Here is a 12,246-nt window from a genome sequence, read left to right as displayed (position 1 = left end):
GAGCGGGGGCCAATCCCCGTCTGTGCCCCAGATCTACCCCTACCGGCTGGCGGAGTTCCTGCACGAGCAGGTCGGCGACGGCCTGCGGAGCGTCATCTACCACGACCGCGAGGGGTACGAGGTCGTGTACGTCCGCGACGACGTCGACGACTTCGCGGACGACGACATCGACAACATCGTGGCGGACCTCTGGGCCGACTCCTACGAGCAGGGCATCCGCGAGGACCTCCGGGGCCACGGCCCGCTGAACTGCTCGGTCTGGGTGTTCGAGGAGGCCATCGAGATGCACTTCGTGGCCGACGAGCGCAACGGGGTCGCGGTCGCGCTCGACACCGAGACGTTCCTGGCCCAGAGCAGCTTCATCCGGCGGTGCCTCGGCGTGGCCGGGCTGGAGTGATCCCTTTTCAACGGCCTCTCAAGTAAGGGCAAACCGTTACTCCCGTGCCGTCCGTTGTTCACGGGCGAGGAGAACGATGACTCGTTACTCTCGCTCCGGGACCGACGGACCCGCCGGCGAGTCCGACGGAACCGACCCCGCCCTCGAGGACGCGCTGGGCGCGCTCGCCGACGAGCGGCGCCGGGACCTCCTGCGGTCCCTCCTAGAGCGCGACGGCGAGGGGCCGGTCGGCGTCGGAGAGCTCGCCGAGGAGATCGCCGACGAGTCCGACGCGGAGGACGTGCGCCGGTCGCTCCGCCACGCCCACCTCCCGCGGCTCGACGGGGCGGGCATCGTCGCCTACGACGCCCGCGAGGGCGAGGTCCGGCTCGCGGGCGACCAGCCCGCGGTCGAGGACTTCCTCGAGGCCGCCGAGGGATCGCGGAACTGACCCGCCGTCTCGCGAAACGAGCCTTTCTTCACCCGGTCGCGCGTACCCCGGTCCATGAACGACACGCGCCGGGCCGTGCTCGACGCGCTCGCCGACGGGCCGGTCGCCGGGCCGGCGCTGGCCGACCGGCTCGGCGTCTCGCGCAGCGCGGTCTGGAAGCACGTCGAGGCGCTCCGGGACGCCGGCTTCGAGGTCGCCAGCGGCGACGACGGCTACGTCCTGGCCGGGACGCCGGAGTACGGCGGTCCCGCGGTCGAGTTCGGCCTCGACGCCCCCTTCGAGATCGAGTACCACGACGCCGTCGAGAGCACGAACGACCGCGCCCGGGAACTGGCCGCCGAGGGCGCCGCGGACGTCGCGGTGCTGGCCGACGAGCAGACCGGCGGCCGGGGCCGGCTCGACCGCGAGTGGTCGGCCCCTTCAGGTGGCGTCTACCTCAGCATGGTGCTCCGCCCGGACCTGCCGCCGGCCCACGCCCCGGCGCTCACCCTGGCGGCCGCGGTGGCGACGACCGACGCCGCCCGCGAGGCGGGCGTGCCGGCCGAGATCAAGTGGCCGAACGACGTGCTGGTGGGCGATGACGGGGAGCGCGGCGGCAGGAAACTTGCCGGCATCCTGACCGAGATGGAGGGCGAGGCCGACCGGGTCTCGTGGGTCGTGGTCGGCATCGGCGTGAACGCCGACGTGCCGGCGGAGGACCTGCCGGCCGGCGCGACGAGCGTCCGGGACGAGGTCGGCGACGTCGACCGCCGGGCGTTCGTCCAGCGCCTGCTCGAACGGTTCGACGAGCTCCGGACCGACCCGGAGGCGGCGGTCGACGCCTGGCGCGACCGGACGGCGACGCTCGGGGAACGCGTCAGGGTGGAGACCTCGTCGGGGGACGTGGTCGGCGAGGCGGTCGACGTGGCGTTCCCCGGCGCGCTCGTGGTCGAGACCGACGACGGCGAGCGCGTCCGGGTCCACGCCGGCGACTGCGAGCACCTGCGGCCGGCGTGAGGGGCGGCGTCGCTCCGCCGTCCCCTCGCGCGGGACGCGACGCCGGGGGACGCTATTCTGCGGTCGCGGCCTCGGTCTCGGAGTCGCTCGCCGGCTCGGACTCCGACTCGGCCGTCGCTTCGGACTCGCCCGGGTCGTTCCTGCTCTCGCCGCCGACCTGCACCGTCAGCACCGGGACCGAGCAGGCCCGGACGACCCCCTCGGCGACGCTGCCGAGCAGCAGGCGGTCGATGCCGCCCCGGCCGTGGGTGCCCATCACCACGAGGTCGCAGTTCTGGCCCTCGGCGTACTCCACGATGCGCCTGCTGGGCGAGCCGTCGAGGAGTCGCGACTCGACGTCGAGTCCGCGGGACGAGCCGATGGCCTCGACCCGCTCGAGGGCGCTGCGGCCCTCCTCGCGGAGGACGTCGTCGACGCCCTCCCACGAGGTCTCGACGTGGAGGCCGGCGAACGTCGCCGAGTTGACGACGTAGACGGCGTGGAACTCCGCTCCGTGTGCGGCCGCGAGTTCCGCGGCGTGTTCGACCGCGCGCTCGGTCTCGGACGAGCCGTCGGTCGGCACGAGAATCCGGTCGTACATCTGATCCGGTGGATGGTAACATCCCGCACGTCTTAAGGGTTTGCAGCCGGGCGGGGGTGAAACGCCACCGAAGCGATTACCCGGTGGGCGTTCGACACCTGACACGGGATGCCACGCGACGACCGAACCGGGACCGACGACGGCGAGGCCGGCGGTGCCGGGGCCGAGACCGGCGCGGCCGACGACGCGGTCGACGAGGCGTTCGGCCTGGTGAGCGACGAGATCCGGGCCGGCATCGTCCGCGCGCTGGGCGACGACGCGGGCCGGGAGAGCCCCTGGGAGCCGGTGTCGTTCTCCGAGCTGCGCTCGCGCGTCGACCCGGAGATCGACAGCGCGCAGTTCAACTACCACCTCCAGAAGCTCGTGGGGCGGTTCGTGGCCAAGGGCGAGGCGGGCTACCGGCTCCGGCCCGCCGGGATGAAGCTCTACCGGGCGGTCCGGGCCGGGTCGTTCACCCGTGAGGTGTCGCTCGACCCGTTCCCGGTCGGGCGGGACTGCTACAACTGCGGCGGCGCCGTCGCGGCGAGCTACGACGACGGCGTCTTCGAGGTCGCCTGCCCGGACTGCGGCCGCGTCTACGAGCACACGCTGGTCCCGCCGAGCGCGGTCGAGGGCGCCGACGAGCGCGAACTCCTCGACCGCGTCGACCGGTACAACCGCCACCGGAGCCTCGCGAAGGCCCGGGGCGTCTGTCCGGTCTGCGCCAGCGCGCTCGGCGCGACGTTCGTGCGCCCGGCGGAGACGCCGATGCTGGACGCCGAGGAGCTCGACGTCGTGGTCCGCCGACCGTGCGACCACTGCGGGGCCCGCTCGTACATGTCGGTCGGGCTGGCGCTGCTGTACGACCCGGACCTGGTCGCGTTCTGCCGGGAGCGCGGGCTCGACGTGACCGAGACGCCCCGCTGGGAGCTCGAGTTCGCGATGACCGACAGGGACGTGACCGTGCGCTCGACCGACCCGTGGGAGGTGGCGCTCCAGATCGAACTGGACGGCGACGCGCTCGAACTGGTGGTCGACGACGACCTGAACGTGGTCGAGCGCAACCGGTCGTAGCCCGGGACTACAGCACGACTTCTTCGACGTCGCTCGCGCCGGCCCGGCGGACGACCGCCCGCACCGGGTCCTGCGCGCCCGAGAGGTTGTCGGAGTCGCCGTCGAGCGCAAGCAGCTTGCCCGGGCGCCCCTCCTCGATGACGCCGCAGTCCAGCCCCGCGATCTCGGCGCCGTTCCTCGTCGCCATCGCCAGCACCTCGCTGGCGCTCACGTCGGCGAGCTTGTTGGCGAACTCCATCTCGCGGAACATCGACGGGCTGTTGAGCATCACGTTGTCGGTGCCCAGCGCCACCGTCGTTCGGTCGGCGAGGTCGGCGACGGGCGGGACCCCGACGCCGGTGACCAGGTTCGACCGGGGGCAGACGACGACCGGAATCTCGCTGTCCTCCAGTCGGTCGAGGTGGAGGGGTTCGGGGTGGACCATGTGGACCAGGAAGTCGGGGTCGAGGTCGAGCGCGGGGTTGATGTCGTCGGGGTCGCGCTCGCCGGCGTGGATGCCGAACAGCTTGCCCGCGTCGGCGGTGGCGTTGCGCTCCCGGCCGAACTCGCCGTCGCGCGCGCCGCTGGCGCCGAACCCGTCGGCGGCCTCCATCGCCTCGACCGTCTCGCGGCCCAGGATGACGGGGTCGACGTCCAGCCCCTCGACCGCCTCCCGGAGGGCGTAGACGCCCTCGACGCCGCCCTCGCGGAACTCAAGGAAGGCGGCGGTGCCGGTCGACTCCATGAACCGGACCGACCGGCGCATCGCGCCGACCTTCTCCTCGCGGGAGGCCTGCCGGAGCAGCCGGTGCTTCAGCCCGTCGGGCGGCGCGACGAGCTCGTCGAGGCTCAGCCCGCCGCCGGCCTCCTTGGCGATGGAGTCGCCGATGTGGGTGTGGGCGTTGACGAACGCCGGCAGGACGATCTGCGAGGAGTTCACGGACTCCTCCTCGACCGCGACTATCTCCCCGTCCTCGACCACCACGCGGCCCTCCACGGGGTCGAACCGGGGCCCCCGGAGCACGGTCCCTTCGAGTATCATGTCCGGTGAATGCGGCCGGGTCGCCTTCAACCTCCTCATTTCCGCCGGTTCCAGCATCCGCCGACCCCACGGCGCCGCCGGAACTCACGCGGGGAAGAACTCCTCGACGCCGGCCCGGAGGAACTTCAGATCGGCGCCGAGCAGCAGGAACCGGAACCCGCGGTCGACGCGCTCGTCGAGGTTCGCCGGCGAGCGCGCCGCGGCGCCCGGGGCGACGCTGTTGGACTCTGCGGCGTCGAGCACGGTCTCGACCGCCTCGCGTACTTCCGGGCGGTCCTTCTCCCCGGGCGTCCCGAGCGCGGCCGAGAGGTCGTTCTCGCCGACGAACCCGACGTCGACGCCGTCGACCGCGAGGATCTCGTCGGCCCGCGCGACGGCGTCCGGGGTCTCCAGTTGGACGACGACCAGCGTCTCGTCGTTGGCCCCGGCGACGTACTCGTCGAACGACGCGCCGTAGCCGTTCGCGCGGGTCGTGCCGGCCACGCCGCGGGTCCCCTCGGGCGGGAACTTCGCGGCGCGGACCACCGACTCGGCCTCCGCTGCGGACTCGACGCCGGGCACCATCACGCCCTGCGCCCCCGCGTCGAGCACCCGCTTGGCGTCGCCGGCGACCGCCGCCTCGACCGACCGGAGGCGGACGACGGGCGTCGCGGCCCCCTCGACGGCCCGGACCGCCGACTCGACCGTCTGGGTCGAGATCGGGGAGTGCTCGGCGTCGACGCCCACCCAGTCGACGTCGGTCGCGGCCAGGACCTCCGCGACGCGGGGGCTCATCGAGGTCAGCCACGCGCCGACCGCCGGTTCGCCGGCGTCGAGCGTCCGGACTGTGCCGTTCGGTGTCATGGCGGTGGTTCGGCGACGACCGGGATAAAGTCTACTTGAACTCGTCGAGCGTCGTCCGCTCGCCGGCGGTCCGGATCTCGTTGACCAGCGCGCCGTCGGTCTCCAGGCCCAGCACGCGCTCGGCGGCGTGGCCGACCGCGTCGGTGTCCTCGGCCGGGGCGTAGACGCCCAGGCGCCACTGCTCGCGCTGGACGTGCTGGAGCGCGGCCACCAGCGCCGACTGCTCGTCGAGCCGCCGGATCTCGCCGTTGACGATGACCCGGCTCTCGGACTCGGTCATGCTCGGCCGGCCCAGCACCTCGATGATGACCTCGCCCGGGTCGACGCCGGCGTCGGCCGCGATGTCGGTCTCGTACGCCCGCAGCGTCTCGTAGTCGGCGTCGATGACGCCTTCCGGGACGTCGCGCATCTCGGCCCAGACCGCCCGCTTGTAGAGGTCGCGGTCGCTGAGCCGGCGGGCGTACTCGGCGGTCTCGGGGGCGTCCCGGAGCGCTACCAGGAGGTCGTAGTCGTCCATCCGCCGCAGCTGCTCGGGGGTGATGTCCGACGCCTCGAGCAGGCGCTCGCTGGCCTGCTGAAGCAGCCCGCGGGCGATGCGGGTGACGTGGTGGTTGTAGACGGTGGGGTTCATCAGCGCTCGCGCCAAAAGCAGGCTCTCGGCGGTCGGGACGTTGCCCTCGGCCAGGACGAGCTCGCCGTCGATGAGCGTGAGTTCCCGCACCAGCCTGCTGTGGTCGATGGTGCCGTAGGGGACGCCGGTGTGGTGGGCGTCCCGGACCAGGTAGTCCATCCGGTCGACGTCGAGCTCGCCCGAGACGAGCTGGCCCAGCTTCCCGTCGCCGGCGATGAGGTCCGCGACGGTCGCCGGGTCGTGGCCGTGGTCCCGCAGCACCTCGCCGACCTCGCTGGTCGCGAGCAGTTCGTGGACGTCGTCGTGGTACTTGCCGGTGTGGCGGTGGACGACCCCCTCGATGGCGTGGCTGTACGGGGAGTGGCCGACGTCGTGGAGGATGGCGGCGGCCCGGACGCGCTCGGCCTGCCGCCCCTGGATGCCGAGGTGGTCGAGCCCCTCGCAGGCGAGGTAGTAGACCCCGAGGCTGTGCTCGAACCGGGTGTGGTTCGCCGAGGGGTAGACGAGGTGGGCGGGGCCGAGCTGCTTGATGCGCCGGAGCCGCTGGACCGCGGGGGTGTCCAGCAGCGCGCGGGCCACGCCCTCGACCTCGATGTGGTCGTGGACGCTGTCCTTGATGGTCTTCATATTACGGAGTTCGGCGTCTTCGTATAAAAACCGCCGGGAGCGAACACCCGCGTAGACCGCGTAGCGGGGCGTCTGGGCCGGTCGCGGGCGTCGGCGGTTCCGTGTGGGCCCGTCGACGGGCGCCGAACGACGCGACCGCTCTCTGCGGAAGAAAATGCGGGGTCGGTCGGCCGCTACGCGCCGGAACCGCCGGTGGGGCTCCGGATGATGCGGCCGATGATCTCACCGATGTCCGGCGCGCTCCTGTCGCCGTCGCGGTGACTCTCGGGGTGCGGCGGTTTCTTTGGCATGTTGGGTCCCCCGTGTCGGATGCCGACGCGCGCGGGGAAAGTCCCTGTCTTGCCTTTCCTGACACGCGGACCAATCTACAACCGACACCGCCGGAGAAACTCCGCGACGCGGCCGGCCCGCGGCGGACTCCCCGCGGGCGACTGCGGTCCCTGCGGGACGTAGCGCCGGGACCGAATCCCCGCAAGACGTCGGGACAGCACAAGCGTTTACCCCCCGGAACACGCACCACGCCATATGACGACGTTCCTCTCCGGGGGCACCGGCACCCCGAAGCTGCTCTCGGGCGCCGAGTCGGTGTTCGACCCGGCCGACGCCACGGTCGTCGCCAACACCGGCGACGACGTCGAGCTCGGCGGGCTGCTGGTCTGCCCCGACGTCGACACCGTCCTGTTCGACCAGGGCGGCGTGCTCGACCGCGAGACGTGGTGGGGCATCGCCGACGACACGACCGAGACCCACGAGGAGCTCCACGCCCTGGCCGACCGGGCCGGACTCGAAAGCGGGCCGCGCTACCTCCCCGACGCGGCCCAGACCGCCGGCCGCGACATCGCCCGATGGCGGCGGTTCTCGGGCGTCGCGGAGTTCATGGAGATCGGCGACCGCGACCGGGCGGTCCACCTCACCCGGACCGGTCTGCTCGACGAGGGCCGGTCGCTCACCGAGGTCACCCGGCTGCTGGCCGACGCCCTCGACGTGCCCGTGGACGTGGTGCCGATGACCGACGACCCGGTGGCCTCCATCGTCCACACCCCCGAGGACAGCGACGAGCACGCCGACGAGATGCACTTCCAGGAGTACTGGGTGGCCCACCGCGGCGACCCGCCGGTCGCGGACGTCGAGTTCCGCGGCGCCGAGGACGCCGACCCCGCGCCGGCCGCGCTGGGCGCCATCGAGGAGGGCCCGGTGGTGATCGGCCCGTCGAACCCCGTCACGAGCATCGGGCCGATGCTGGCCATCGATGGGCTCCGCGAGGCGCTCGAAGCGACGACGGTCGTCGCGGTCTCGCCGTTCGTCGAGGACGAGGTGTTCTCCGGCCCGGCGGCCGACCTGATGGCGGGCGTGGGCTTCGACCCCTCGACCGCGGGCGTCGCGGAGGCCTACCCCTTCGCCGACGCCTTCGTGCTGGACGACGCGGACGGCACCGACCTCGACCGCCCGGTCGTCCGGACAGACACCGAGATGGCCGACGAGGCCGACGCCGAGCGCGTGGCCCGGGCGGTCGCCGACGCGCTGGAGGTGGTGTGAGTGTTCGAGCCGCGCCTGGCGCTCGCGAGCCTCAGCGGTCGCTCGGACGCCGAGTGGGCCCGCGGGGCCGAGGCGTTCGCGGGCGCAGCGTTCCTCGGGGGCATCGCGCTCGACGAGTCGACCCGGGAGGCGGCCCGAGCGATGGTCGACCGCGACCGCGAGGAGTTCCTGCCAGACGACCCCGTCGCGTTCGTGGACCGGCAGCTCGCCGCGCTCGGCGACGCCGACCTCCGGCCCGGCATCAACGTCCGGACGACCTCGCTCGGCCCGCTCCGCGAGGTCGCCCGGGTCTGCGCCGACCGGAACGCGATACTCGAAATCAACGCCCACTGCCGCCAGGACGAGATGTGCGACGCCGGCGCCGGCGAGGCCCTGCTGCGCGACCCCGAACGCCTCCGCGAGCAGGTCGAAGCGGCCGCGGCGCCGGATGCGAGAGACCGCGGCCCCGCGGTGAGCGTCAAGGTCCGGGCGGAGCTCCCGGGCGTCGACCTCCCCGACATCGCCGAAGTGGTCGCGGACGCGGGCGGCGACGCCATCCACGTCGACGCGATGGACTCCGAGGCGGTGATCGCGGACGTGGCCGACGTCGCGGCGTCGGCCGACCTCTTCGTCGTCGCGAACAACGAGGTGCGGGACGCCGCCTCGGTCCGGGAGTACCTGGCGTACGGCGCGGACGCGGTGAGCGTCGGTCGTCCGAGCGACGACCCCGCGGTGCTCCGGCGGGTCCGGAGCGCGGTCGACGAGTGGTTCGCGGAGAATCGAGGTGAGATGGAAGCATGACCCCCGCCGAGAACGCCCAGCTCGCGCTCCTGCTGGAGGTGGCGGGCACGCCCAAGCCCGGCAACGTCGACCGCGAGCGGGACTTCTCCGACCTCCGGTTCGAGCACTTCCTCGCGGGCGCGGTCGGCGCGGGCCCCGGTCTCCGGACGGCCGAGGACGGCGCCCCGGTCGGCGAGGCGTTCGAGAAGGCCGTCGCCGGGATGAGCCAACAGGAGGGCGGCAACACCCAGTTCGGCGCGCTGCTGCTGCTGGTACCGCTGGTCAAAGCCGCGGCAAAACTGGACGAGGGCGAGGGGCTCTCGCCCGAGTCGGTCTCCCGCGTCGTCGAGGACACGACGGTCGAGGACGCCGCGGACTTCTTCCGGGCGTTCGACCACGCCGACGTCTACGTCGACGACCCACCGGAGGACGCCGCGGACCTTGACGTCCGCCGGGGCAGCGACGCGGTGCCGGCGGTCGAGGACCGCGAGGTCACCCTCTACGACGTGCTGGCGCTGGGCGACGAGGAGGACGACGTGGCGGCCGAGTGGACCGGCGGCTTCGAGCGCACGTTCTGGGCGGCCGACCGCCTCGCGGAGCTCTCGGGCCCGACCTCGGCGAAGGCCGCGCGGGTCTACCTCGAACTCCTCGCCCGCGAGCCCGACACGCTCGTGGCGAAGCAGCACGGCCCGAAGACCGCCGAGAGCGTCCGGGTCCGGGCCCAGCAGGCGCTCGAGGGCGGCCCCGAGGTGATCGAGGCGTTCGCCGAGTCGCTGGTGACCGACGGCGTCAATCCCGGGACGACCGCCGACCTCACGGCCGCGGGGCTGTTCGTCGCGCTGACCCGCGGGGAGGTGACGGTGTGAGCGACGAGGTCGAATCAGGAGTGAGTGAGGGCGGTGACGACGGCCGGGCCGACTGGCCGGTCGAGTTCCGGGGCGTCACCGAGTCGGTCGTCACCACGCTCGGCCCGAACGACCTGTGGAACGTGGCGGCGCTCGGCCTCCACCCGCCGGACCCGGGCGGCGCCTCGAACGCCGAGGAGGGCTCGACCTCCGAGGATGCGGCGGCAGAGCCGCCGGCGCCCGTGACCGCCCGGACGTGGGGCAACACCCGGACCCGGCGCAACTTCCACCGGCGCGGCGGCGGGTACGTCCAGTTCGTCCGCGACCCGGTGACGTTCGTCGACGCGGCGCTCTCGATCTCCGAGGTGGAGGCCCCGGTGCTGGACGCCGCGGACGCCTGGGTCGCGGTCGACGCCGAGCGGGTCGACGCCGGCGAGTCCGGCGGGACCCGGTGGGAGGAGTGGGAGCTGTATCCCCGCGAGGCCGGCGTCGAGCGCGAGACGGTGCCGACGGTCAACCGGGGGTTCAACGCGGTCGTCGAGGCCACGGTCGCGGCCTCGCGGCTCGGCGTCGACGCCTACGACCAGGCGGAGCTGAGGAACAGGCTGGCTCACTTCGAGGAGGTGGGCCGGAACTGCGGCGACGACCGGGTCGTCCGGGCGCTCGACCGGCTCCGCGAGCACGTAGAAGCGTGATCGCTCGCACCGACGCCACCGCGCCGCGCGCCGGTGGCCGTGGGACGCCGGGGCTCAGATGCGGTCCTTCCGGTCGATGGTGACCGTCCAGTCGGGCAGCTCCTCGGGCTCGTACTCGAGGTCCCAGACGCCCTCGATCTCCTTGCCCTCACCGAACGCCCGCAGCACGAGTTCCTCGAGCTCGCTCTCGAACGCGCGGTCGGCCTCCTCCTCGACCGCTTCGCCGTCCGTGTCTCGGTTCGTTCCGCGCACTGTTGCTGATTCGGTCTGTACCTTCCACCGTAATTATCCTTACGAAGCGAAACTCTCCCGGCGCTTTCGCCCGACCGAACGGTCCCCGGCGACCGGCGCCCGAGGGTCGGTCGGCGACGGCGCCGACGGACGAAACGGTAAGGTTCTTACTTTCGGCACTTTTCGGTACCAGTATGGCGATCAAACCCGACTACGTCAAGAAGACGGGGAAACTGCTCCTGGAGCGATACCCCGACGCGTTCACGACCGACTTCGACCAGAACAAGGAGAGCGTCTCGAAGCTGACCAACATCGAGTCGAAGGGCGTCCGCAACCGCATCGCGGGCTACGTCACCCGCAAGAAGTAACGCCGCGCTCGCGCTAGTTGCTCCGAGAGCTGTTGTCCCAGCGGCGACTCTGCAACTCGCTTTCACCTCCGCGCAAAAAGCTGTCCTTCCCAAATGGTTTTACCGCCGTGACGCCGAACCACCGTAAGCATGACCGTACGAGTCGGCGTTCTCGGTGCGACCGGCGCGGTCGGCCAGCGGTGCATCCAGCTGCTGGACGGCCACCCCGAATTCGAACTGGCGGCGGTAACGGCGAGCGAAGACAGCGAGGGCCTCCCGTACAGCGAGGCCGCGAAGTGGCGGGTCGACTCGCCGATCCCCTCGTCGGCGGCGGACCTGACGGTGCGGGCGACCGAGCCCGACGCGGTGCCCGACGACGTCGACCTGCTGTTCTCGTCGCTGCCCTCCGGCGTGGCGGCCGAGGTCGAACCCGCCTTCGCGGAGGCGGGCTACGTCCTCTCGTCGAACTCCTCGAACGACCGGCTGGCCGACGACGTGCCGCTGGTCATCCCGGAGATCAACCCCGGCCACCTCGACCTGCTCGAGGTCCAGCGCGACGAGCGCGGGTGGGACGGCGCCGTCGTCAAGAACCCCAACTGCTCGACCATCACGATGGTGCCGACGCTCGCGGCGCTCGACCAGTTCGGCCTGGAGCGGGTCCACGTCTCGACGCTCCAGGCGGTGTCGGGCGCGGGCTACTCCGGGGTCACCTCGATGGAGATCATCGACAACGTCATCCCGCACATCGGCGGCGAGGAGGAGAAGATGGAGACCGAGTCCCGGAAGCTGCTCGGCGAGTTCGACGGCGCCGAGCTCGCCCACCACGGGGCCGAGGTCTCGGCGTCCTGTAATCGCGTGCCGACCATCGACGGCCACCTGGAGAACGTCTGGGCCGAGACCCGCGACGACGTGAGCGCGGCCGACGTCGAGGACGCGTTCCGCGCGGTCGAGAGCCTCGACCTGCCGAGCTCGCCCGACCCGCTCATCGAGGTGTTCGAGGACCCGAGTCGGCCACAGCCCCGGCTCGACCGCACGCTCGGCGGCGGCATGGCGGTCGCGGCCGGCGGCGTCCAGGAGACGCCGGCGGGCGTCCAGTACAACTGCCTGGCCCACAACACCATCCGCGGCGCGGCGGGCGCCGCGGTGCTGAACGGCGAACTGCTACAGAGCGAAGGCTGGATCTAGAACGCGCGGTCGCCTCTCCGGCGCTTAATTTTCCGATACCAGACACTTATCACCGGACGGCGCGTACGGT

The 12,246-nt window shown here is 72.4% G+C and carries 15 protein-coding genes; 10 read left to right on the top strand and 5 right to left on the bottom strand.

Annotation, left to right across the window (positions count from 1 at the left end; genetic code table 11):
- The first annotated feature begins 22 nt into the window (after positions 1–22).
- The 3 genes from ACQUQF_RS01055 to ACQUQF_RS01045 all read left to right on the top strand — a co-directional run bounded on the left by ACQUQF_RS01055 (position 23) and on the right by ACQUQF_RS01045 (position 1,823).
- Positions 23–397 (top strand): DUF7522 family protein, encoded by a 375-nt coding sequence (locus ACQUQF_RS01055; protein WP_435174816.1) that lies wholly within the window; start codon positions 23–25, stop codon positions 395–397.
- Positions 398–473: 76 nt separating this feature from the next.
- A complete protein-coding gene (locus tag ACQUQF_RS01050; RefSeq protein ID WP_435174813.1) occupies positions 474–827 on the top strand; it encodes a DUF7344 domain-containing protein in 354 nt (117 codons plus the stop codon).
- Between the two features lie 54 nt (positions 828–881).
- Positions 882–1,823, top strand: coding sequence for a biotin--[acetyl-CoA-carboxylase] ligase (locus ACQUQF_RS01045; protein WP_435174811.1), 942 nt, complete (start codon positions 882–884; stop codon positions 1,821–1,823).
- 52 nt (positions 1,824–1,875) lie between these two features.
- On the opposite strand, the gene ACQUQF_RS01040 is transcribed toward ACQUQF_RS01045, so the two are convergent.
- The gene (locus tag ACQUQF_RS01040) at positions 1,876–2,403 is read right to left on the bottom strand and encodes a universal stress protein (protein WP_435174809.1); all 528 of its coding nucleotides are present in this window, start codon (positions 2,401–2,403) and stop codon (positions 1,876–1,878) included.
- Positions 2,404–2,511: 108 nt separating this feature from the next.
- On the opposite strand from ACQUQF_RS01040, the gene ACQUQF_RS01035 reads away from it, so the two are divergent.
- Positions 2,512–3,456 (top strand): winged helix-turn-helix domain-containing protein, encoded by a 945-nt coding sequence (locus tag ACQUQF_RS01035; RefSeq protein WP_435174806.1) that lies wholly within the window; start codon positions 2,512–2,514, stop codon positions 3,454–3,456.
- 7 nt (positions 3,457–3,463) lie between these two features.
- Here the strand turns inward: ACQUQF_RS01035 and ACQUQF_RS01030 are convergent, their stop codons facing one another.
- The 3 genes from ACQUQF_RS01030 to ACQUQF_RS01020 form a co-directional block, all read right to left on the bottom strand.
- Complete coding sequence (locus ACQUQF_RS01030; protein WP_435174803.1) at positions 3,464–4,477, bottom strand: amidohydrolase family protein; 1,014 nt, start codon at positions 4,475–4,477, stop codon at positions 3,464–3,466.
- Positions 4,478–4,561: 84 nt separating this feature from the next.
- Positions 4,562–5,320 carry an HpcH/HpaI aldolase family protein gene (locus ACQUQF_RS01025; protein ID WP_435174801.1) on the bottom strand — a complete coding sequence of 253 codons (759 nt, stop codon included), beginning with the start codon at positions 5,318–5,320 and terminating at the stop codon, positions 4,562–4,564.
- A gap of 31 nt (positions 5,321–5,351) precedes the next feature.
- Complete coding sequence (locus ACQUQF_RS01020; RefSeq protein WP_435174798.1) at positions 5,352–6,578, bottom strand: HD domain-containing protein; 1,227 nt, start codon at positions 6,576–6,578, stop codon at positions 5,352–5,354.
- A 525-nt stretch (positions 6,579–7,103) separates the two neighbouring features.
- Between ACQUQF_RS01020 and cofD the strand changes: the two genes are divergently transcribed.
- Genes cofD through ACQUQF_RS01000 form a run of 4 tightly spaced genes read left to right on the top strand, consistent with a single transcriptional unit; the run spans position 7,104 to position 10,413 of the window.
- The gene (cofD, locus tag ACQUQF_RS01015; RefSeq protein WP_435174795.1) at positions 7,104–8,114 is read left to right on the top strand and encodes a 2-phospho-L-lactate transferase; all 1,011 of its coding nucleotides are present in this window, start codon (positions 7,104–7,106) and stop codon (positions 8,112–8,114) included.
- On the top strand, positions 8,115–8,894 hold the full coding sequence (locus ACQUQF_RS01010) for a tRNA-dihydrouridine synthase (protein WP_435174792.1): 780 nt from the start codon (positions 8,115–8,117) through the stop codon (positions 8,892–8,894).
- Positions 8,891–9,739, top strand: a complete 849-nt coding sequence (locus tag ACQUQF_RS01005; protein ID WP_435174789.1) for a triphosphoribosyl-dephospho-CoA synthase — start codon at positions 8,891–8,893, stop codon at positions 9,737–9,739. Before ACQUQF_RS01010 ends, ACQUQF_RS01005 begins: the two co-directional genes overlap by 4 nt.
- Entirely contained in the window at positions 9,736–10,413 is a 678-nt protein-coding gene (locus ACQUQF_RS01000) for a DUF447 domain-containing protein (RefSeq protein WP_435174786.1), read from the top strand. Before ACQUQF_RS01005 ends, ACQUQF_RS01000 begins: the two co-directional genes overlap by 4 nt.
- A 54-nt stretch (positions 10,414–10,467) precedes the next feature.
- Here the strand turns inward: ACQUQF_RS01000 and ACQUQF_RS00995 are convergent, their stop codons facing one another.
- Positions 10,468–10,665 (bottom strand): hypothetical protein, encoded by a 198-nt coding sequence (locus ACQUQF_RS00995; protein ID WP_435174783.1) that lies wholly within the window; start codon positions 10,663–10,665, stop codon positions 10,468–10,470.
- Between the two features lie 173 nt (positions 10,666–10,838).
- Between ACQUQF_RS00995 and ACQUQF_RS00990 the strand changes: the two genes are divergently transcribed.
- Both ACQUQF_RS00990 and asd read left to right on the top strand, forming a co-directional pair.
- A complete protein-coding gene (locus ACQUQF_RS00990; protein ID WP_435174781.1) occupies positions 10,839–11,012 on the top strand; it encodes a 30S ribosomal protein S17e in 174 nt (57 codons plus the stop codon).
- 129 nt (positions 11,013–11,141) lie between these two features.
- Entirely contained in the window at positions 11,142–12,176 is a 1,035-nt protein-coding gene (asd, locus tag ACQUQF_RS00985; protein WP_435174778.1) for an aspartate-semialdehyde dehydrogenase, read from the top strand.
- The last annotated feature ends 70 nt before the right edge of the window (positions 12,177–12,246 follow it).

The sequence above is a fragment of the Halorussus sp. AFM4 genome (genome assembly GCF_051194995.1).
Taxonomy (GTDB): Archaea; Halobacteriota; Halobacteria; order Halobacteriales; family Haladaptataceae; genus Halorussus.
Note: the sequence above shows the minus strand (reverse complement) of the source record. Positions and strands in the feature narration are given on the sequence as shown.